General features: G+C 61.7%; 21 protein-coding genes. 18 read left to right on the top strand and 3 right to left on the bottom strand.

What is annotated here, in order from left to right; translation table 11 throughout:
- Nucleotides 1-11: 11 nt before the first annotated feature.
- The 7 genes from M2497_RS02905 to M2497_RS02875 all read left to right on the top strand — a co-directional run bounded on the left by M2497_RS02905 (nucleotide 12) and on the right by M2497_RS02875 (nucleotide 7505).
- Nucleotides 12-593, top strand: coding sequence for a fimbrial protein (locus M2497_RS02905; protein ID WP_248485768.1), 582 nt, complete (start codon nucleotides 12-14; stop codon nucleotides 591-593).
- A gap of 93 nt (nucleotides 594-686) precedes the next feature.
- Nucleotides 687-1463 carry a fimbria/pilus periplasmic chaperone gene (locus M2497_RS02900; protein WP_248485767.1) on the top strand — a complete coding sequence of 259 codons (777 nt, stop codon included), beginning with the start codon at nucleotides 687-689 and terminating at the stop codon, nucleotides 1461-1463.
- A gap of 8 nt (nucleotides 1464-1471) precedes the next feature.
- Nucleotides 1472-2236 carry a molecular chaperone gene (locus M2497_RS02895; RefSeq protein WP_248485766.1) on the top strand — a complete coding sequence of 255 codons (765 nt, stop codon included), beginning with the start codon at nucleotides 1472-1474 and terminating at the stop codon, nucleotides 2234-2236.
- Nucleotides 2237-2444: 208 nt separating this feature from the next.
- Entirely contained in the window at nucleotides 2445-4949 is a 2505-nt protein-coding gene (locus M2497_RS02890; RefSeq protein WP_248488165.1) for a fimbria/pilus outer membrane usher protein, read from the top strand.
- Between the two features lie 62 nt (nucleotides 4950-5011).
- On the top strand, nucleotides 5012-5956 hold the full coding sequence (locus M2497_RS02885) for a fimbrial protein (RefSeq protein ID WP_248485765.1): 945 nt from the start codon (nucleotides 5012-5014) through the stop codon (nucleotides 5954-5956).
- A gap of 67 nt (nucleotides 5957-6023) precedes the next feature.
- Nucleotides 6024-6953, top strand: coding sequence for a fimbrial protein (locus M2497_RS02880; protein WP_248485764.1), 930 nt, complete (start codon nucleotides 6024-6026; stop codon nucleotides 6951-6953).
- An 18-nt stretch (nucleotides 6954-6971) separates the two neighbouring features.
- Nucleotides 6972-7505 (top strand): fimbrial protein, encoded by a 534-nt coding sequence (locus M2497_RS02875; RefSeq protein WP_248485763.1) that lies wholly within the window; start codon nucleotides 6972-6974, stop codon nucleotides 7503-7505.
- Between the two features lie 68 nt (nucleotides 7506-7573).
- On the opposite strand, the gene M2497_RS02870 is transcribed toward M2497_RS02875, so the two are convergent.
- From M2497_RS02870 to M2497_RS02860, 3 genes are all read right to left on the bottom strand, one after another.
- On the bottom strand, nucleotides 7574-8524 hold the full coding sequence (locus M2497_RS02870) for a phasin family protein (protein WP_248485762.1): 951 nt from the start codon (nucleotides 8522-8524) through the stop codon (nucleotides 7574-7576).
- A gap of 12 nt (nucleotides 8525-8536) precedes the next feature.
- Nucleotides 8537-8959, bottom strand: a complete 423-nt coding sequence (locus M2497_RS02865) for a phasin family protein (RefSeq protein WP_248485761.1) — start codon at nucleotides 8957-8959, stop codon at nucleotides 8537-8539.
- Nucleotides 8960-9064: 105 nt separating this feature from the next.
- Complete coding sequence (locus M2497_RS02860; RefSeq protein ID WP_078046488.1) at nucleotides 9065-9340, bottom strand: polyhydroxyalkanoic acid system family protein; 276 nt, start codon at nucleotides 9338-9340, stop codon at nucleotides 9065-9067.
- 144 nt (nucleotides 9341-9484) lie between these two features.
- Between M2497_RS02860 and ubiE the strand changes: the two genes are divergently transcribed.
- The 11 genes from ubiE (at nucleotide 9485) to M2497_RS02805 (ending at nucleotide 19577) form a co-directional block, all read left to right on the top strand.
- A complete protein-coding gene (gene ubiE, locus M2497_RS02855) occupies nucleotides 9485-10255 on the top strand; it encodes a bifunctional demethylmenaquinone methyltransferase/2-methoxy-6-polyprenyl-1,4-benzoquinol methylase UbiE (RefSeq protein WP_003171186.1) in 771 nt (256 codons plus the stop codon).
- Nucleotides 10255-10878, top strand: coding sequence for an SCP2 domain-containing protein (locus M2497_RS02850; RefSeq protein ID WP_248485760.1), 624 nt, complete (start codon nucleotides 10255-10257; stop codon nucleotides 10876-10878). Before ubiE ends, M2497_RS02850 begins: the two co-directional genes overlap by 1 nt.
- Nucleotides 10875-12479, top strand: coding sequence for a ubiquinone biosynthesis regulatory protein kinase UbiB (gene ubiB, locus M2497_RS02845; RefSeq protein WP_248485759.1), 1605 nt, complete (start codon nucleotides 10875-10877; stop codon nucleotides 12477-12479). The genes M2497_RS02850 and ubiB overlap by 4 nt, the downstream gene beginning before the upstream one ends.
- A 41-nt stretch (nucleotides 12480-12520) precedes the next feature.
- Nucleotides 12521-12913, top strand: coding sequence for a phosphoribosyl-AMP cyclohydrolase (hisI, locus tag M2497_RS02840; protein WP_248485758.1), 393 nt, complete (start codon nucleotides 12521-12523; stop codon nucleotides 12911-12913).
- A gap of 2 nt (nucleotides 12914-12915) precedes the next feature.
- Nucleotides 12916-13248: a phosphoribosyl-ATP diphosphatase gene (locus tag M2497_RS02835; protein WP_058423691.1), complete on the top strand. Its 333-nt coding sequence runs from the start codon at nucleotides 12916-12918 to the stop codon at nucleotides 13246-13248.
- Between the two features lie 26 nt (nucleotides 13249-13274).
- Nucleotides 13275-13553, top strand: coding sequence for a twin-arginine translocase TatA/TatE family subunit (locus tag M2497_RS02830; protein ID WP_016979166.1), 279 nt, complete (start codon nucleotides 13275-13277; stop codon nucleotides 13551-13553).
- 10 nt (nucleotides 13554-13563) lie between these two features.
- Nucleotides 13564-13968, top strand: a complete 405-nt coding sequence (gene tatB, locus M2497_RS02825) for a Sec-independent protein translocase protein TatB (RefSeq protein ID WP_248485757.1) — start codon at nucleotides 13564-13566, stop codon at nucleotides 13966-13968.
- Entirely contained in the window at nucleotides 13965-14753 is a 789-nt protein-coding gene (tatC, locus tag M2497_RS02820; RefSeq protein WP_058423693.1) for a twin-arginine translocase subunit TatC, read from the top strand. Before tatB ends, tatC begins: the two co-directional genes overlap by 4 nt.
- Nucleotides 14750-15457, top strand: coding sequence for a 16S rRNA (uracil(1498)-N(3))-methyltransferase (locus M2497_RS02815; protein ID WP_248485756.1), 708 nt, complete (start codon nucleotides 14750-14752; stop codon nucleotides 15455-15457). The genes tatC and M2497_RS02815 overlap by 4 nt, the downstream gene beginning before the upstream one ends.
- A gap of 189 nt (nucleotides 15458-15646) precedes the next feature.
- On the top strand, nucleotides 15647-17563 hold the full coding sequence (locus M2497_RS02810) for a methyl-accepting chemotaxis protein (protein WP_248485755.1): 1917 nt from the start codon (nucleotides 15647-15649) through the stop codon (nucleotides 17561-17563).
- A gap of 106 nt (nucleotides 17564-17669) precedes the next feature.
- Complete coding sequence (locus M2497_RS02805; RefSeq protein WP_248485754.1) at nucleotides 17670-19577, top strand: methyl-accepting chemotaxis protein; 1908 nt, start codon at nucleotides 17670-17672, stop codon at nucleotides 19575-19577.
- Nucleotides 19578-19580 lie beyond the last annotated feature (3 nt).

Here is a 19580-nt window from a genome sequence, read left to right as displayed (position 1 = left end):
GTGGGAATACTATGAAATTCAACACGCTCTCTACCCTCGCGGCCGCTATTGCCCTGGCCGCTGCTGCATCGCAAACCGCACACGCTGCCAATGACGGCACCATCAATTTCACTGGGTTAGTGAACGATGTGACCTGCACGGTTGAAGGTTCGGCACCGGGCACCGGGGCAGTGGTCAAGGACGTCAACCTGGGTGGCGTTTCGGCAGCACGCCTGGCCAGGCCGGGTGATCGCGCCAACCTGACCGGTTTCACCATTCGCATTGGTGCGCCAGGTGAAGGCAGTTGCACCAACGGTCGCACCGCCATGGTTGCGTTCGACCCTACCAGCCCCGCCATTGACGTGGCGACCGGCCGCTTGAACATCGATGGCTACGATGACCCGGACGACACCGCCAACGCCAAGAACGTCCAGGTTGAAGTGACCAACCGCGATGGCACGCCAATCCACGTGTACACCGAGAAATCGGAAGGCGTGGTGATCGCCGACAACCAGGCAGTGATTCCACTGGCCGCGCAAATGTACGCCACCGCTCCCGCCACAGAGGGCACGGTCAAGACTCGCGTTGGCTTCATGGTCGTGTACGCCGATTAAGGGACCAATGGGCCTGCGCCAGCAGGCCTCGCATGAAACGGGCCTGCCGCAGTCAGGCAGGTCCATCCCCCCGATTCGAAGAGTTGCGACACTATGAAAAAAATGGCTCGCCTTGCGCTTGCCACCTGTGCCGTTGGGTTGCTGTCGCTCAAAGCGATGCCGGCCCATGCAGGGGTGATTATCTATGGGACCCGCGTGATCTTCCCGGCCGAACATCAAGAGGTCGTCGTGCGGCTGGAGAATAGAGGGGACCGACCCGCACTGGTGCAAGCCTGGCTGGATACGGGTGACATCCGCTCAACACCCGCGACGGCGCAAACACCGTTTACGTTGTCACCACCGATCTTTCGCATTGAGCCTCATCAACAGCAGGCATTGCGCTTGCGCTACTCCGGCGAGCCCGCCCCCACCGACCGGGAAAGCCTGTACTGGCTGAACGTGTTGGAGGTGCCACCGGTGACAGCGGGCGCCGAGCAGAACAATCAGATCGAGTTGGCGTTTCGGACCCGCTTGCGTGTGTTCCTGCGCCCTCAATCGTTGCCCTACCCGGTGGCCAGCGCCCCTTCGAAACTGCAATGGCAGCTGGTACCTCACAATAACGGCTACGCACTGCAAGCGACCAACCCGACGCCTTACCATATTTCGCTGACATCGGTTGACCTGCTGAGCCAAGGCAAACGGTTCAGCAAAGCCGCGAACCAGGACCCCAATGACGGTCTGTTGATGCCGTCCGGCGATGTGAAACTGTTTGCGCTGCCGCAGTTGCGCGATCGCCCCAGCGGCACGCCCAAAGTCGAATTCACCAGCGTCAGCGACTTCGGCGCCCGCGTTCGCCACTCGGCGAGCCTTAGCCCTTCAGCCGTGAGATGAGCACCGCCATGAACGTAATGTCTCTCACACACCTGCCCAGGTTCATCGCAGTCGCCTTCGCGCTGTTCGGCACTGCCGTCGCACACGCGAGTGTTGTCATCGGCAACACCCGCATTGTCTACCCGCAGAACGACAAAGAAGTCACGGTTCGGCTTGAAAGCAAGAATCAGGCGCCGGTGCTGATCCAGGCCTGGCTGGACAATGGCGACGAGTACTCGACGCCGGATCTGGCGGGCGTACCCTTCGTGACCACACCGCCGATCTTCCGCATGGAGCCCGGCAAACAGCAGGTCGTGCGCCTGGCGTATACGGGGGAAGCCCTGCCGTCGAAACAGGAAAGCCTGTTCTGGTTCAACGTGCTGGAGGTGCCTTCCCAGGCGCAAGGTTCCCCGCAGAATAATCAGTTGCAGCTGGCTTTTCGCTCGCGGATCAAGCTGTTTTTCCGTCCGCCGAATTTGCCTTATAGCGTGGAGGAGGCGCCAGGCAAACTGCAGTGGCGGCGCGAATCCACCGAGCAGGGCCAGGTCCTCGAAGTCTATAACCCCACCCCGTATCACGTGACGTTCGACCAGGTCGATGTGCTGGAGTCACAGCAACGCCATGCCCGCAAGGCAGTGGCGTCCGGCACGGACAACATGGTGGTGCCGGGAGGACGCAACCGCTTCGAGCTGCCCAGCCTCAAGTCACCGCCGAACCCCTCGCAAACCGTGGAGTTCCAGACGCTCGACGACTTTGGGGTAGCCATCCCTCACCGCGCCAAGCTCGCCAAATGACGGCCTGAATACGCCAGCGGCGACATCCGTCCAGCCGCTGGCAACGCTATCCACTTCGTTACACACGTTCGGTTGATGCCTCTTTTTTGGGCAGGGGTTCCCTTTGCCCGAATTCGGACAGTCCTTATTTTTGAGAATGGTAAACATGAGTTCCAACACGCCTGCCAGCGTAAGCGCCGGATCCCTGTCACGTCGTCAATCGATGCTCATGGCGCGCTGCCTGTTGCTGCTCAGTAGCGCCAATGCCATGGCCGCCTACGGTGCCGAGAATGTCGAGTTCAACCCCGCCTTCTTTCCGGATCGGGCGGTCGACCAGCAGGTCGATATTTCAAAATTCAGCCGCGGCAACATCGTGCTGCCCGGTACTTACCGCACCGATGTCTACCTCAACGGCCAGTGGATCGGGCGTGAAACCCTGGTCTTCGTCGCCGTTGAAGGCCAGGACTCCGCGCAGATGTGCCTTGAGCGCGACGCGCTTGTCCGCTTTGGCATCGACCTGGACGCGCCGAAGAATCAACCCGCCGAAGCCGGCCAGCCGTCGGCGCCGGAGTTTTCCCGTTGCGATGACATCGCCACCTACCTGCCCGGCAGCAGCAGCCAGTTCGACTCGGGCGAGAACCGCCTGGAACTGCAGGTGCCGCAGATCTATCTGCTGCGCCAGGCAAGGGGTTATGTCGACCCCAAGCACTGGGACAGCGGCATCGATGCCGCCTTTGTGCGCTACAACGTCAACTCCTTCGCGACACAGACCAATGGCCGCACCATCGATTCCCACTACCTGGGCTTGAACACCGGCCTCAACCTGGGTGAATGGCACTGGCGACACAACGGCAGTTTCAGCCGCAACGATAGCAGTGCCGGCTATCAAAGCAGCAGCACCTACGTGCAGCGCGAACTGGCCCCGCTGCGCTCTCAATTGGTGGCGGGTGAGATCTTTACCTCGGGCGAGCTGTTTGACAGCGTACGCTTACGGGGCGCCAGCCTGTTCAGTGACGACCGGATGCTGCCTGACTCTATGACTGGCTTCGCACCGGTCGTACGTGGCATCGCCGAAACCAACGCGCGGGTCACCGTGCGCCAGCGCGGTGTGCTGCTCGATGAAGTGTCCGTGGCTCCCGGCCCGTTTGTGCTCAACGACCTGTTTGCCACGGGCTATGGCGGTGACCTGACCGTCACGATTACCGAGGCCGATGGCCGCAAGCGTGAGTTCATTGTTCCCTTTGCCGCCAACGCCAACCTGTTGCGCGCCGGCTACAGCCGCTACTCATTGAGTGTCGGCAAGCTGGATGAAATCGGGCTGCGCTACCCGCCGACCTTGATGCAAGCCACTTACCAGCACGGCCTCAGCAACCTGCTGACCGGCTACACCGGCGTGGTGATGGGCGAAGACTATCAATCGCAGTTGCTGGGGGCGGCTTTCAACACGCCTTTCGGCGCGCTGTCACTTGACCTGACCAACTCTTCCGCGAAGCTTCCAGGCCACGACTCCCGTGACGGGCGAAGCGTGCAGTTGCGCTATAGCAAGAACTTTACCGACACCGGCACCCACTTTGCCCTCGGCGCCTACCGCTACTCCACGGAGGGCTTCTTGAGCGTGGCCGACGCCGCACGGGTGCGCGACCTCGCCATCGACGACCGCAGCCTGGACAACCTTTCACGCCTGCGCGACCGGATGGACATCAGCCTCAACCAGAGCCTGGGCAACGGCTCGGTGTACCTGACCGGTTCCTCACAGAACTACTGGAACCGCAGAAGCGGCAACCTGACCTTCACCACGGGCTACACCGGCAGCTGGAACGGCCTGCACTACACCCTCAGCGCCCAGCGCACCAAAGACTTGCTGAGTGACCGCGTCGACAAGCAAATCGAGCTGAGCCTGAGCTTCCCGCTGGGCAGCAGCCCTCGCTCGCCAACCCTGACCACCACGGCGTATCGCGGCAATCGAAGCAGCGGCGAGCGCGCCAACCTCGGTGGCAGCCTGGGCGACCGCAACGAATTCACCTACGGCGTGGGTGGCAGCCATACCCAGGGCGGTGGCAGTTCCGCCAGTGCCGACATCAAGTACCAAGCCAGTCAGGGCGTGCTGTCCGCCAGTTATGGGCAAAGCAACACCTACCGTACAGCGTCCCTCGGCATGACCGGCGGTGTGGTCGCCCACGCAGGCGGCGTGACCTTCGCCCCGGAACTGGGCGACACCATTGGCCTGGTCCAGGCCCCCGATGCACAGGGCGCACGCATCAACGGCAACCACAGCGCCCAGGTCGGTACGAGCGGTTACGCCGTGGTGCCCCACCTCACGCCATACCGCCAGAACGTCGTCGAACTGGACCCCAAGGACCTGTCCGTCGATGTCGAGCTCAAGACGGCCGCGCAGAACGTCGCGCCTCGTGCAGGTTCGGTGGTGAAGCTGCAGTTCGAGACCGTCAGCGGCCAGGCGATCCTGATTACCGCACGGCGTGAGGATGGCAGCCTGCTGCCGTTCGGTTCGGATGTGTTCGATGAAAGCGGCGCCAGCGTCGGCGTGGTCGGCCAGGGCGGCAAAGCCTTTGTGCGGGTTGCACATGATCAAGGGGCGTTGAACGTCAGGTGGGGCCCTAATGCCAATGCCACCTGCCAACTGAACTACCGCCTGGACAAGGAGCCTGGGGCCGAGGGTGGCAAGCGCCTGCGCCAACTGGACGCTGGCACCTGCCGGGCCGGTACAGGCGGTTGATCGAGGGTGAGGGGCGCGTCGCTCCTCGCCCTTAAACACCCTTTCTCATGACGGGACTGAAGATGAAACACTCCATCACATTCATTTCGATACTGCTGGCCCTGGGCATGCCGATTGCCGCCCACGCGGCGTGTGATCGGTACCCCAACATGCAACACAGCGTGACCTTCCCCAACACCATCTCCGTCCCGGAAAACCTTGGCGTAGGCCAACTGATCACCAGCCAGACGTTCGCAGGGCCGTATCCGACGTTCTATATGTGGTGCCCCACCGCGACACCGACGTTTCTCACCGGGCGATTTACGTCAGCCCAATCGGCGCCGGGCGGGCTGATTTATCACACCAACGTTCCCGGTATCGGCATGCGCGTCATGGTCACGCTGACTTCCGGTGCGCCCTACTCCGCGAAACTCAAGACGGAAAGCCTCGTATCGGCGCCTGGGCGAATCCTCTGGGGGGCGACAAGGTTGGTGGCGGAGTTCTACAAGTTGGGCCCGGTCACCACCGGCACCCTGCCCAGCGGCGAGATCCAGCACAACAATTGGGATGGCGGCAAGGGCCATTACCGGATGGTGCTGAACAACTCCATCCGCTTTGTGAACCCGGCCTCCACCTGCGACCTGGCTGCAGGCGACGTCAACCGCACTATCCCTTTGCCGACCGTGCGAGTGAGCGCGTTCGACAATGCCGATAGCGCAGGCGCGAGCAATTTCGAGCTGACGGCCACGTGCAGCAACGCGTCCAGCGTCACGTTCCGCTTTACGGGCGCTCCTGCCCCCGGGAACGCCTCGCTCTTCAGCAACACCGGCACCGCCGGCGGTGTGGCCCTGTGGCTGTACTCGCGCACCAGTGGCGCGAACCAGACCATCAGTAACAACGGTACGCGTACGGTCGCCGTTTCCGGCAATCGTGCGGTCTTGCCGCTGGGCGCGGCTTATCACAAAAACGGCACGGTTCGCCAAGGCACGCTCGCCACTACCACCACCGTCAACATCACTTACAACTGAGCACGCAGGCAGGCCGCCACCGCCTCCGAGTAGAGCGGGCCTCTCTGTCATGGGGAAACCGAGGAAAATGAAACCAACAATAAAACTTGTTTCGCTAATGCTGTGGATCGGGATGCCAATCGCCGCCCAAGCAAGTTGCCCCAAGTATCAGAACGACACACTAACCCTCAATCTGCCGGCGACTATCCCTGTACCTGACAGCCTGCCCGTCAACGGTGTGATCATTCGCCAGGCATTCAATGGTGCGGCTCCCGGCTGGAACACGTTCTGCGTACTGGCAACCCAGTGGATCAACGGGCGCTACCCCAATAATCATAACCAGGGCCTGCACCCAACCGAAGTTCCAGGCGTTGGCGTGGCCGTCAGGATGACAACAAATAGCGGACTCAACGCAATTTTTACGCTTCATAACACACCCCGGGTCAATATTACCGGACCGGTCTCAAGCTTCACCTCGGCAGAAGCGACCTTCTACAAGATCGGTCCCGTCACCAGCGGGACAGTGCCCCCAGGTTCCTTCTTCGAACAGAAATGGCTTAAATCCTCAAACACGTTCCGCTTGCAACTGGGCAGCGCCGTACGTTTCGTCAGGCCGGCCGCCACCTGCGACCTGGCGACAGGCGACGTCAACCGCACCATCCCACTGCCTACCGTGCGGGTGAGCGCGTTCAACAACGCTAACAGCGCAGGTGCGAGCAACTTCGAGCTGTCGGCCACTTGCAGCAATGCATCCAGCGTCACCTTCCGCTTTACCGGAACTCCCGCCCCCGGGAACACCTCGCTCTTCAGCAATACCGGCACTGCTGGCGGTATCGCCCTGTGGCTGTACTCGCGCACCAGTGGGGCCAACCAGACCATCAGCAACAACGCCACACGCACGGTCGCCGTCTCGGGCAATCGTGCGGTCTTGCCGCTGGGCGCGGCCTACTACAAAAACGGCACGGTTCGCCAAGGCACGCTCGCCAGCACCACCACCGTCAACATCACCTACAACTGACCCCCAAAGGACCACCTGATGAAGATCCAAACCCTGCCTCTCCTGCTGGCAATCACTGCAAGCCTGGCCACCCATGCGGTGCAGGCCGCGACCACCGGAACACTGAGATTCACCGGCCAGGTCAATGCCGGTACGTGCAACCTGGCGGCTGGCGATGTGAGCCGCAGCATCGTATTGCCGACCATCAAGATTTCAGACTTTGACAACATCACCTACACCGGCGAACGGCAGTTTGACGTTACCGCCGACTGCGAGTCCGATATCCGCAACGTGCACTTCCTGTTCACAGGCACCCCTTCGGGTGGAAACGCCGGGTTGTTTGCCAACACGGGCACATCCAAGGGCACGGGCTTATGGCTCGTGCATCGCACGCCTTCCGCGGTGACCATCCCGGCCAACGGAACCCCCGCCCAACGTACCCGTACGGTGCCAACCAGCAACCGGAAAGCCGTGCTGCCACTGTCGGGCTACTACGCTGTCAGCCACACCGCTGCGGATGTCACTCAAGGGACGCTGGTCACCAACGTGACCGTGTCGATCACCTACAACTGACGCTCTGAGACTCAGGCAAAAAAATGCCCGACCTTCGCAGGCCGGGCATTTTTGTGTGCCCCGGAAAATCAGGACTGACTGGATGGCGTCGGTGTTGCCGGCGTTGCAGTCGGGGTAGCAGGTGCTGGCGTTGGCGCGGACACCGAGTTGGCTGTCGAAGCGACTGGCGCTGTTGCAGGCTTGGCGGCGGCGGGTTTCTTCGCGGCCGCTGGCTTCTTGGCGGCGGCGGGTTTTGCCGCAGGCTTGGCAGCGGGTTTCGCCGCAGGTTTTGCAACTGCTGGCTTGGCGGCTGGTTTCGCGGCTGCCGGCTTGGCAGCAGGCTTGGCGGCTGCGGTTTTAGCGGCTGGTTTGGCAGCCGGTTTTGCCGCGGCTTTGGCCGCTGGTTTTGCAGCAGGTTTAGCGGCCGGCTTGGCAGCAGCCTTGGCGGCCACTGGTTTAGCGGCCGGTTTTGCGGCTGCGGTCTTGGCGGCTGGCTTGGCAGCAGCTTTAGCCGCAGGTTTTGCCGCAGGCTTGGCGGCGGCTTTTACCAGAGGCTTGGCCGCAGGTTTCGCAGCGGGTTTGGCCGCAGCAGTTTTAGCCGCCGGCTTGGCAGCCGGTTTTGCAGCGGCCGCTTTCACGGGAGCCACTTTAGCGCCGGTGAGTTTTTCAATTTGCTTGGTCAGGGTATCGACCTTGCTGTGCAGCGTTTTCAGTTCAGCCTTGCTCGGCACGCCCAGTCGCGAAACAGCACTGGCGAGACGCTTGTCGAAAGTCTGTTCCAACTTCTCCCAAGTGTCAGCAATGCTGGATTTGGCGGAGCCGGCAGTTGCCTTGGCCGCTTCAACTTTTTTTCCAACCGTGGTTTTGGTCAACTTCTCGGCTTTCTCGCCGTCCTTGACCAAAGTCTCGAAGTATTTACCGCCGTCAGTGCTAACCTTCGAGTACACGCCTAAACCAGCAAGCCAGATCTTACGGGAATATTTTTCAACTTCCCCGACCCACGAGCTGCCTTCTTTCTGAGTAGTCTTTTTAACAGCCATCCCGATGTCTCCTTAGTGTTTACGCGCGACACGTTCTAGCAATGTCGTCAGCTCTTCGAGCTTAGCAGAGAGTGTCTCAACGTCATGTTTAGACGCAATGCCGATTCGATTCAAGGCACTGGCAACGCGAGTATCAAAAGCTTTTTCAACTTTATCCAGCTGAACTTCTACCAGACCTTTGACCGTGGAGACATTACTCTTTACTTGGTCAATCTGACTGTTGGCGGCTTCAAGTTGTTCAACTGCAACTTTTTTGCCTTTGCTTTCAACATGTTGACCGGTTTTAACCAGCTCTTTGAAGTACTCGCCGCCCTCGCTTCCGACTTTGGCGTAAGCACCCAGACCGGCCAACCAAATCTTGCGGGCGTAGGACTTAACCTCGCTCAGGGTGGTGGTCTGGGCGTCGATTTTTTTCTTCAGGATAACTTTGGCCATGGTGCACCTCACGCAGAATAGGGGGGAGGAACGGCCCACAGGAGTTGAGGGCTTGGGCACAAAGTAGGCGGGAAAATTAGAATCGGCACCCTAAGAACAATGGGATCACGCCAACGCCTTGTCCAACGCCTTTTCGATTTCAGACTTGATGGTGCCACTCATGGCTGACATCAACAGACCCAGCTCCACATCAATACGCAGCGAATCTTCGGCCACTACCACTGTGCCTTTAACCCCCGAACGCTTGAGGTTCAAGGTATCGCCGGACCACGACGGCTCCAGGCCGTATTGCTCCTTGAGTTTGTGCGCCAACTTGTCGGCCTTTGCCCGCGCGCCCTCTTTACCCAGGGAATGTGCACGCTCAACAGTTATACGGGCCATTGCAATGACTCCTCTTTATAGGGACTTGGATACCTTCGATGCGGCAAAAGGTCTCGCTGACCGCCCATCTTACCTTCAGCCTTGCCAAGACAAAGCAGGCCTTGGGGATTATCATGTCCCGCATTCTCTTTTGGTGACAGCGATATGACTGATCAGCGCAAAGGCAGCGATGCCGAACCCACCACTCACTTCGGCTTCAAGAACGTCCCGGAAAGCCAAAAGGCGGAAAAAGTCGCCGAGGTGTTCCACTCCGTCGCGGCCAAGTACGACCTGATGAACGACGTGCTGTCAGGCGGCATGCACCGCCTGTGGAAGCGCTTCACCATCGAGTTGTCGGGCGTGCGCACCGGCAACCGCGTGCTGGACATCGCCGGCGGCACAGGCGATTTGGCAGCCAAGTTCTCCAAGCTCGTTGGCCCAACCGGCCAGGTCGTGCTGGCCGACATCAATGGTTCGATGCTCAAGGTCGGTCGTGATCGCCTGCTGGACAAAGGCGTGGCCGGCAATATCGAGTTCGTCCAGGCGGATGCCGAGAAGCTGCCGTTCCCGGACAACCATTTCGATTGCGTGACCATCGCCTTTGGCCTGCGTAACGTCACCCACAAGGAAGACGCGATCCGCTCCATGCTGCGCGTGCTCAAGCCGGGTGGCCGCCTGTTGGTGCTGGAGTTCTCCAAGCCGACCAACGCGCTGATGTCCAAGGTCTACGACACCTACTCGTTTGCCTTCATGCCGTTGATGGGCAAGCTGATCACCAATGACGCCGAGAGCTATCGCTACCTGGCCGAATCGATCCGCATGCACCCCGACCAGGAAACCCTGAAGTCGATGATGGTAGAGGCCGGTTTCGACCGCGTGACCTACCACAACATGACGTCGGGCATCGTCGCCCTGCACCGCGGTATCAAGCCCTGATGCTGATCAAAGGTCTTCTCGCCAGCGCAGAACACGGCCTCAACCGTGTACTGCGCCTGGACAGCACCGCCCTGGCGCGGCTTGCGCACCTCAACGGCAAAGTGATTGCCGTCGATTGCCGCAGCCCCACCTTGCAGCTGTTTATCCTGCCCAGCGAAGAAGGCCTGATGCTCGCGACCCAATGGGCCGCCGAATCCGACTGCACCCTGCGTGCGCCGGCATCGAGCCTGTTGCACTTGGCCCTGAGCCGCAACAAGACCGCCATCCTGCACAGCGCCGAAGTGGAGTTGGAAGGCGACAGTTCGGTGCTGATGGACCTCGCCGCCGTGCTGCAGGACCTGGAACTGGACTGGGAATACGAACTGTCGCGCTGGATCGGCCCCGTCGCCACCCAGTTGATCAGCGGGCACCTGCGCAGCCGTTCGCGCTGGTACCAGCAAGGGTTCGCCAGCCTCAACCAGAACCTCGCCGAATACCTGAGCGAAGAATCGCGCACCCTGGTCGGGGAGCGGGAAGCGCAAGCGCGCTTTCGTGAACTCGACAAGGCCAAAATCGACCTGGAACGCCTTGAGGCGCGCTTCGAGCGCCTGAGCCGTTCCCTTGATCCAAGCGATAACGCATGAAGCTGCTCGCCGTCCGCCGTTTGTTTCGTATCCAGCGCGTCGTAATCCGCTACCGCCTCGATGACCTGCTGTTCGCCCTGCCCCTGCCGTGGTTCCTGCTCGCCGTGCGCTATGTGCTGCCATGGCGCTGGTTCCCGCGCAAACAGCTGGAACTCAGCAGAGGCGCACGCCTGCGCCTGGCCTTGCAGGACCTGGGGCCGATCTTCATCAAGTTCGGGCAGATCCTCTCGACGCGCCGCGACCTGCTGCCCGAAGACATCGCCGACGAGCTGATGCTGCTGCAGGACCGCGTGCCACCGTTCGACTCTCAGCAATCGATGAAGCTCATCGAAGAGCAACTGGGCAAGAAGATCAGCGACGTGTTCAGCCGCTTCGACGTCGACCCGCTGGCCTCGGCCTCGGTCGCCCAGGTGCACGCCGCGCAGCTCAAGACCGGCGAAGAAGTGGTGGTGAAGGTGATCCGCCCCGGCCTCAAGCCGATCATCGGCCAGGACCTGGCGTGGCTGTTCATCCTCGCCCGCGCTGCCGAACGCTTCAGCGCCGATGCACGCCTGCTGCACCCGGTGGACGTGGTCGCCGACTACGAAAAAACCATCTACGACGAACTCGACCTGCTGCGCGAGGCGGCCAACGCCAGCCAGCTCAAGCGCAACTTCGAAGGCTCGCCGCTGCTGTACGTGCCGCAAGTGTATTGGGACTGGTGCCGCCCCAAAGTGCTGGTGATGGAGCGCATCTACGGCGTGCAGGTCACCGACCTCGCGACCCTGGCCGACCAGCGCACCGACATGAAGATGCTCGCCGAGCGCGGCGTGGAGATCTTTTTCACCCAGGTGTTCCGCGACAGTTTCTTCCACGCCGACATGCACCCGGGCAACATCTTCGTCAGCACCGTCAACCCGTGGAGCCCGCAGTACATCGCGATAGACTGCGGCATCGTCGGCAGCCTCACCCCGGAAGACCAGGATTACCTGGCGCGCAACCTGTTCGCCTTCTTCAAGCGCGACTACCGCCGCGTGGCGCAATTGCACATCGACTCAGGTTGGGTTCCGGCGGAAACCAAGCTCAACGAGTTCGAAGCGGCGATCCGCACGGTGTGCGAGCCGATCTTCGAAAAACCGTTAAAAGATATTTCCTTCGGACAGGTGCTGATGCGCCTGTTCCAGACCGCGCGGCGCTTCAATATGGAAGTGCAGCCGCAGCTGGTACTGCTGCAAAAAACCCTGCTGAACATCGAAGGCCTGGGCCGCCAGCTGTACCCGGACCTCGACCTGTGGAACACCGCGCAACCGTTCCTCGAACGCTGGATGCGCGAGCGGATGAGCCCGAAAACCGTGCTGGGCAACCTGCACAGCCAGATGGAACAACTGCCGCACCTGGCCAACATGACCCGCGACCTGCTGGAGCGCATGTCCCAGCCCCACGCCAAGGACCCGGCGCCGCCGTGGCACAAGCGCAAGGACGACTGGTTCCTGCGCCTGCTGGGCGCCGCACACCTGGTCGGCGGCGTGATGCTGACCATCGGTGGCCCGCTGAACCCACTGGGCCACTGGCCGGCCGGCATCATGGTCGCCGTGGGTGTTTATCTGATCGTGCGTCGGTAGCCAATCCGGTTATACACTGTCGCAAATTGCCGGAGCCGAACATGAAAGACTGGCTGGACGAGATCAAGTGGGACAGTGACGGCCTGGTGCCGGCCATTGCCCAGGACTACAAGACCGGGCGCGTGCTGATGATGGCCTGGATGAACCGCGATGCCCTGAGCCTCACCGCCACTGAGCAGCGCGCCATCTACTGGTCACGCTCGCGTGGCAAACTGTGGCGCAAGGGCGAAGAGTCCGGGCACGTGCAGACCCTGCACGAGATGCGCATCGACTGCGACGCCGACGTGGTGATCCTGATGGTCGAGCAGATCGGCGATATCGCCTGCCACACCGGCCGTCACAGCTGCTTCTATCGCGTGTTCGAGAACGGCGAATGGAAAGTCGTGGAACCGGTGCTCAAAGACCCGCACGCCATCTACTCGGCAGGACACTAGACATGAGCGATACCCTGAACCGTGTGGCCCAGGTGCTGGAAGACCGCAAAGGCGCGGACGCCGACAGCTCCTACGTCGCCAGCCTGTACCACAAGGGCCTGAACAAGATTCTGGAAAAACTCGGCGAAGAGTCCATCGAGACCATCATCGCCGCCAAGGATGCGCAGCTCAGCGGCGATTACAGCGATGTCATCTACGAGACCGCCGACCTGTGGTTCCATAGCCTGGTCATGCTCGCCCAACTGGGGCAGCACCCACAGGCTGTGCTGGATGAACTGGACCGTCGCTTCGGCTTGTCCGGGCACGCCGAGAAGGCCTCGCGCCCGTCCGCCTGAATAACCAAGACTAGAGGATACGCAGCATGGGCATTTTTGACTGGAAACACTGGATCGTCATTCTGGTGGTGGTGGTACTGGTATTCGGCACCAAGAAACTCAAGAACCTGGGCACCGATGTGGGCGAGTCGATCAAGGGCTTCCGTAAAGCCATGAACGACGACGAAAAGCCGGCCGACCCTGCCGTCAACCCCGTGCCTCCGGCGCAGCCTGTGCACCCGCAGGCCACCCAGCCGATCACCGAGCGTCGCACCTTCGACGTGCAGGCTGAGAAAGTCGAAGAGCCGACCCGCAAAGACTCGTGAGCACTGACTAATGTTTGGTATCAGCTTCTCTGAACTGCTGCTCGTCGGCCTCGTGGCCCTGCTGGTATTGGGGCCGGAACGCCTGCCCGGTGCCGCGCGCACGGCCGGCCTGTGGATCGGGCGCCTGAAACGCAGTTTCAACGCAATCAAACAGGAAGTTGAACGGGAAATCGGCGCCGACGAGATTCGCCGGCAACTGCACAACGAGCACATCCTCTCGTTGGAGCAGGAAGCCCGCAAGATTCTGGCGCCCGTGCAGGAGCCTGCCAAACCGGTGGAGCCTGCGGCTGAAAACAGCATCGCGCCGACCGTTGAAGCCGCCCCCGTCGCACCGACCGCCCCAACCGAGCCTGCGCCGACGCCTGCCGCGTCGCCCGCGCCCCATGACCCTACATTGCCGCCGCGAGCCCCATGAGCGCTGATAAACCGGAAAACGACCAGCATATGCCGCTGGTCTCGCACCTCACCGAGCTGCGTACCCGCCTGCTGCGCTGCGTAGCGGCCATCTTCATCATCTTTGCCGGGCTGTTCGCCTTTACCCAGCAGATCTACACTTTCGTCTCCACGCCGCTGCGCCAGTACCTGCCGGCCGGCGCGACGATGATCGCCACCGACGTGTCGTCGCCGTTCCTCACGCCGCTGAAGCTGACCATGATGGTTTCGCTGTTCCTGGCGATCCCGGTAATCCTGCACCAGATCTGGGGCTTCATCGCGCCGGGCCTGTACAAGCACGAGAAACGCATCGCGGTGCCGTTGCTGGTGTCGAGCATCCTGCTGTTCTACACCGGCATGGCGTTCGCCTACTTCCTGGTGTTCCCGCTGATCTTCAAGTTCTTCGCCGCCGCCACCCCGGCCGGTGTGGAAATGATGACCGACATCACCAGCTACCTCGACTTCGTGATGACGCTGTTCTTCGCCTTTGGCGTGGCCTTCGAAATCCCGGTGGCCGTGGTGCTGCTGGTATGGATCGGCGTGGTCAACGTGGCGTACCTGAAGAAGATCCGCCCGTACGTGATCATCGGCTGCTTCGTGGTCGGCATGATCCTCACGCCGCCGGACATCTTCTCCCAGACCCTGCTGGCCGTGCCGATGTGGATGCTGTTCGAGATCGGCATCCTGTTTAGCAGCCTGATCAGCAAGCGCGGCGAACACCCGGATGACCAGCGCGACGACGACCAGCCGCCAGCGACCCAGCCGTGAACCTGCTGCTGCTGGAGGAGGCCGATTTCATCGCGGCCGACCGCGTAGTGTTGCGTGATCGGCGCCTGGTGCACATGCAGGAAGTCCACCGCGCCGCCGTAGGCGACAGCCTGCGCGTCGGCCGCATGGGTGGCTTGATGGGCAATGCCCAACTGTTGCGCCTGGAGGCCAGTGAAGCCGAGTTGCATGTGAGCTTCGACCAACCGCCGCCGGCCAAACTGCCGCTGACCCTGCTGCTGGCCCTGCCGCGCCCGAAGATGCTGCGCCGGGTGCTGCAGACCGTGGCGGCCATGGGCGTGCCCAAGGTGGTGCTGGTCAACAGTTACCGGGTGGAAAAGAGCTTCTGGCAAACGCCGTTCCTGGAACCCGAGGCGATTCGCGAGCAACTGATCCTCGGCCTGGAACAGGCGCGGGATACGGTACTGCCCGAGATCATTATCGAGAAGCGCTTCAAGCCGTTTGTCGAGGACCGCCTGCCGGCGATGACTGAAGGCACCCTGGGCCTGGTCGGTCATCCTGGCGACTACCCAGCCTGCCCCCGCGGGCTGGATGAGCCGGTGACCCTGGCCATCGGCCCGGAAGGTGGCTGGATTCCCTACGAAGTGGACCTGCTGGCCAAGGCCGGTTTGCAGCCGGTGCAACTGGGCGCCCGCATCCTGCGCGTCGAAACCGCCGTCACCGCCCTGCTGGCCCGACTCTTCTAACTTCCCTAAGCAACCCGGTGGGAGGGGGCTTGCCCCCGATAGCGGTGTGTCATCCAGCTTATCCATTGCTGAACCACTGCAATCGGGGGCAAGCCCCCTCCCACATGGGTACAGCTTCGCTACAGAATTGCGCGTGCTGGCCGATATCCTCTGGATAAGTCCAAGCCTTGTTCCAGGGGAGTTCGCAGCATGTATCGTTGGTTAGCCGAAAAGCTGGGGAATGTCAGCGTCAAAACCAAACTTGGCGTGGGCTTCGGCCTGGTATTGCTGCTCACGTTGATGATCACCTTCACCGGTTGGACCGGCTTGGGGGATGTCACCAGTCGCGGTGACAAGCTGGGCTATATCTCCAGCCTCAACGGACTGACCAAGGACTTGCGCCTGGCGCGCCTGGACTTCGAAATGCGTCGCGGCGAACAAGGCACGGACGCGGTCAACGGCCTGATCGCCAAACTGGACAGCGGCCTCAAGACCGCCGCCGACCTGATCGAGCAACCCGACGACAAGGCCTTGGTGGAACAGCAACAGGACGCCTTGAACCAATACAAAAAAGCCTTCGGCGCCATGGTCCAGGCCGGGCTCAAGCGTGAAGGCGCGCGCAGCAAGCTGGGCGACACCGCCGACAACGCCGTGGCCAAGGTCAATGAGGTGGAAAAGTCCCTGCTGCAAGGTGACAGCGTCACGCAGTTCAACAGCGTGGTCGACCTGAGCAAACTGATCCAGCAGGCACGCTTCCAGGTACGCGGCTACACCTACAGTGCCAAGGTCGAGGCGGAGCAGCCGGCCCTCGACGCGATTGATAACGCCGTGAAGAAAATCACCGCGCTGGAGGGCCAATTGCCTGCGCAGTACCAGGCCAACCTGCAGGAGGCCAGCACTTCACTGCAAGCCTACCGCGCGGCCGTCAGCCAGTACCGTGACTCCCAGACGGCCGCCGCCGACGCGCTGAAAATCATGAGCGCCCAAGGCGAGACCCTGCAGAACCACAGCGAAAAACTCACCACCTCGCAAACCGTGGTACGCGATGCCGACGCCGCGCGGGCCAAACAACTGTTGCTGCTGGCGACCGTGCTGGCGCTGATCTTCGGTCTGGTGGCCGCCTGGGCCATCACCCGCCAGATCATCATTCCGCTGAACCAGACGCTGCAGGTGGCAGAACGCGTAGCCTCCGGCGACCTGAGCCACAACCTCACTTCCTTGCGCCAGGATGAACTGGGCCAGTTGCAACGCGCCATGCAAAGCATGACCGTCGGCTTGCGTGAGCTGATCGGCGGGATCAGCGACGGCGTCACCCAGATCGCCAGCGCCGCCGAGCAGCTGTCGGCCGTGACCGAACAAACCAGCGCCGGCGTCAACAGCCAGAAGGTCGAGACCGACCAGGTCGCCACCGCCATGAACGAGATGGCGGCTACCGTGCAGGAAGTGGCGCGTAACGCCGAGGAAGCCTCTGAGGCCGCCGTGGCCGCCGATCAGCAGGCCCGCGAGGGTGACAAGGTGGTGGGCGAAGCCATCGCCCAGATCGAACGCCTGGCCACCGAGGTGGGCAATTCCACCGTCGCCATGGGTGACCTGAAGCGCGAAAGCGACAAGATCGGCAGTGTGCTTGATGTGATCAAGTCCGTAGCGCAACAAACCAACCTGCTGGCCCTCAACGCCGCGATTGAGGCCGCACGTGCCGGGGAAGCCGGACGAGGTTTCGCCGTGGTGGCGGATGAGGTGCGCAGCCTGGCCCAGCGCACGCAGAAGTCCACTGAAGAGATCGAAGAACTGATCGTCGGCCTGCAAAGCGGCACCCAGCAGGTCGCGACCATCATGGACAACAGCCGTGACCTCACCGACAGCAGCGTCGAGTTGACCCGTCGCGCCGGCAGCGCGTTGGCGAGCATCACGCGCACGGTCTCGACCATCCAGGCGATGAACTCGCAGATTGCCACTGCCGCAGAACAGCAAAGTGCGGTGGCTGAGGAGATCAACCGCAGCGTATTGAACGTGCGCGATGTGTCGGAACAAACCTCTTCGGCCAGTGAAGAAACCGCCGCCTCCAGTGCCGAGCTCGCACGCCTGGGCATTTACCTGCAGACACTGGTGGGGCGCTTCCGCATCTAATCAGCACCTTGTGAAATTTCCTACGCAGTTATCAGCCCAGCAATACTCCGAATCGAATTAGCGTTTCTTTTGTCGCGAAACGCTTTTTCAGATTTGGAGGTTCATCATGCTTCCTCTACTGACCCGTTGGCTGGTCAATGCCAGCGTCCGCCTCAAGCTCGCCCTGGGGTTTGGCCAGGTGCTCATGCTCAGCTTCGCCATCGCCGTGGCCGGCTGGCAAGCCCTGAATGCGGTGTTGTTCCGCTCAGGCAACCTGACTGCCTTGAGCCAACTGTCGGTTGTTGCTGAAGCCATGCGTGCGGACCGTATCGTGTACCGGACCCTGGCGGACACGGCCAGCCTGGACAAAATGAAGAGGCAAGTCGTTCAGATCGATGAGCACCTCCGCTTCCTGTCAACCCATCTGAAAGACCCAGCCGACTTGCAGCGCGTCCAGGAAGCGGAACGCCTGTCGGCCAGCTTCAAGGCGGCGCTGGTGGAGCTGCCGCCGTTGATCCAGGCGCGCGAGAACTTGCGCTCCCCCCTCCACGCCACAGCACTCCAGGCCAGCGACACGCTCGCACAACTCGCCAGCGAACTGCCTGACCAGCAGGACCAGCAGGCACTCGATGCCATCGAGAACCTGCGCCAGGCTATGGAGCAAGCCGAGGACCGCGCCCGAAGCCCCGCCTGGGCGGAGGAGTCGCTGCAAGCCTATGCCGAAGCCGTCGGCCAGGCCCTCGATGCCCTGGACATTGCCCAAGCGGCCGTGACAGACCTGCCGATCGATTCAACCTTGCTTAAAACCGACCTGGCGAACTATCGCGCGCAGTTGATCAAGCTCAAGGACGCTCAGCTCACCACCGAAACTGCGCAGGGGCGGTTTGAAACGCAGCTCAACCAGTTGCTTGAACAAAGCGAAGCGGTGAGCAATGGCCAGATTCTCAAGCGCGGCAAGGAAGCCGACAACACCCGGACACTGCTCATCAGCGTCACGGTGGCTGCCCTGCTGCTCGGTGCCCTTGCAGCCTGGTGGATCGCTCGCCAGATCGCCGTGCCGCTACGCCAGGTGCTGGTGTCTGCCAACCGCATCTCCCAGGGCGATCTCAGCCATGACATCCAAGTGGAACGCCGCGATGAGTTGGGGCAATTGCTGCGAACTATCAGTGACATGAACCGCAACCTGCGCAGCCTGATCAGCGGCATCGGCGACAGCGCCCGCCAGGTCGCCAGCGCCGCCACACAGCTGTCGGCCGTTACCGAACACAGTCACACCGGCATCAACCACCAAAAAGACGAAACCGATCAAGTGGCAACCGCCATGAACGAAATGCTCGCCACCACACAGGAAGTTGCCCGGCACGCCGAGCAAGCCTCGGTCGCGGCGAACGAAGCCGATCTGCAAGCCAGCGCCGGGGAGAAAGTGGTGACCCAGGCCGTTGAGCAGATAAGCCAACTGGCAGATGAGATGGCCCTCGCGGGCCGGGCGATGCTGGCGTTACAGCAAGAAAGCCAGAAGATCGGCAGCGTGCTGGATGTGATCAAATCGGTGTCCCAGCAGACCAACCTGCTGGCGCTGAACGCCGCAATCGAAGCCGCACGCGCGGGCACGGCCGGCGAAGGCTTTGCGGTGGTGGCCGATGAAGTACGCAGCCTTGCACAGCGCACCCAGGAATCGGCCGAAGAAATCGAAGGACTGATCCAGGGGTTGCAGACCGGCACCCAGCAAGTCGCCGACATCATGGACAGCAGCCGCAGCCTGACCGACGACAGTGTCGAGCTGACCCGCGACGCAGGTGACGCCCTGGCGGCGATTGCGCGCACGGTCTCGGTGATCCAGGAAATGAACCCGCAAATTGCCGCTGCGGCCGAACAGCAAAGTGCGGTGGCCGAAGAGATCAATCGCAGCGTGTTGAAGGTGCGGGATGTGTCGGAACAGACCGCCGCCGCCAGCGAGGAAACAGCGGCGGCGAGCGTCCAACTGACCAAACTGAGCCTGGATTTGCAGACGCTGGTCGGCAAATTCAGGCTCTGAGCC

It is taken from the genome of Pseudomonas sp. CYM-20-01 (assembly GCF_023169845.1).
In the GTDB taxonomy this organism is placed as follows: Bacteria; Pseudomonadota; Gammaproteobacteria; order Pseudomonadales; family Pseudomonadaceae; genus Aquipseudomonas; species Aquipseudomonas azotoformans.
Note: the sequence above shows the minus strand (reverse complement) of the source record. Positions and strands in the feature narration are given on the sequence as shown.

Coding starts and splice junctions, on each gene's coding strand:
- M2497_RS02900 (WP_248485767.1), top strand. CDS start 687: ATGAAAAAAATGGCTCGCCTTGCGCTTGCCACCTGTGCCGTTGGGTTG.
- hisI (WP_248485758.1), top strand. CDS start 12,521: ATGAAAGACTGGCTGGACGAGATCAAGTGGGACAGTGACGGCCTGGTG.
- ubiE (WP_003171186.1), top strand. CDS start 9,485: ATGACTGATCAGCGCAAAGGCAGCGATGCCGAACCCACCACTCACTTC.
- tatC (WP_058423693.1), top strand. CDS start 13,965: ATGAGCGCTGATAAACCGGAAAACGACCAGCATATGCCGCTGGTCTCG.
- M2497_RS02870 (WP_248485762.1), bottom strand. CDS start 8,524: ATGGCTGTTAAAAAGACTACTCAGAAAGAAGGCAGCTCGTGGGTCGGG.
- M2497_RS02880 (WP_248485764.1), top strand. CDS start 6,024: ATGAAACCAACAATAAAACTTGTTTCGCTAATGCTGTGGATCGGGATG.
- M2497_RS02865 (WP_248485761.1), bottom strand. CDS start 8,959: ATGGCCAAAGTTATCCTGAAGAAAAAAATCGACGCCCAGACCACCACC.
- M2497_RS02810 (WP_248485755.1), top strand. CDS start 15,647: ATGTATCGTTGGTTAGCCGAAAAGCTGGGGAATGTCAGCGTCAAAACC.
- M2497_RS02885 (WP_248485765.1), top strand. CDS start 5,012: ATGAAACACTCCATCACATTCATTTCGATACTGCTGGCCCTGGGCATG.
- M2497_RS02850 (WP_248485760.1), top strand. CDS start 10,255: ATGCTGATCAAAGGTCTTCTCGCCAGCGCAGAACACGGCCTCAACCGT.
- M2497_RS02875 (WP_248485763.1), top strand. CDS start 6,972: ATGAAGATCCAAACCCTGCCTCTCCTGCTGGCAATCACTGCAAGCCTG.
- M2497_RS02905 (WP_248485768.1), top strand. CDS start 12: ATGAAATTCAACACGCTCTCTACCCTCGCGGCCGCTATTGCCCTGGCC.
- ubiB (WP_248485759.1), top strand. CDS start 10,875: ATGAAGCTGCTCGCCGTCCGCCGTTTGTTTCGTATCCAGCGCGTCGTA.
- M2497_RS02835 (WP_058423691.1), top strand. CDS start 12,916: ATGAGCGATACCCTGAACCGTGTGGCCCAGGTGCTGGAAGACCGCAAA.
- M2497_RS02860 (WP_078046488.1), bottom strand. CDS start 9,340: ATGGCCCGTATAACTGTTGAGCGTGCACATTCCCTGGGTAAAGAGGGC.
- M2497_RS02895 (WP_248485766.1), top strand. CDS start 1,472: ATGAACGTAATGTCTCTCACACACCTGCCCAGGTTCATCGCAGTCGCC.
- tatB (WP_248485757.1), top strand. CDS start 13,564: ATGTTTGGTATCAGCTTCTCTGAACTGCTGCTCGTCGGCCTCGTGGCC.
- M2497_RS02890 (WP_248488165.1), top strand. CDS start 2,445: ATGGCGCGCTGCCTGTTGCTGCTCAGTAGCGCCAATGCCATGGCCGCC.
- M2497_RS02805 (WP_248485754.1), top strand. CDS start 17,670: ATGCTTCCTCTACTGACCCGTTGGCTGGTCAATGCCAGCGTCCGCCTC.
- M2497_RS02830 (WP_016979166.1), top strand. CDS start 13,275: ATGGGCATTTTTGACTGGAAACACTGGATCGTCATTCTGGTGGTGGTG.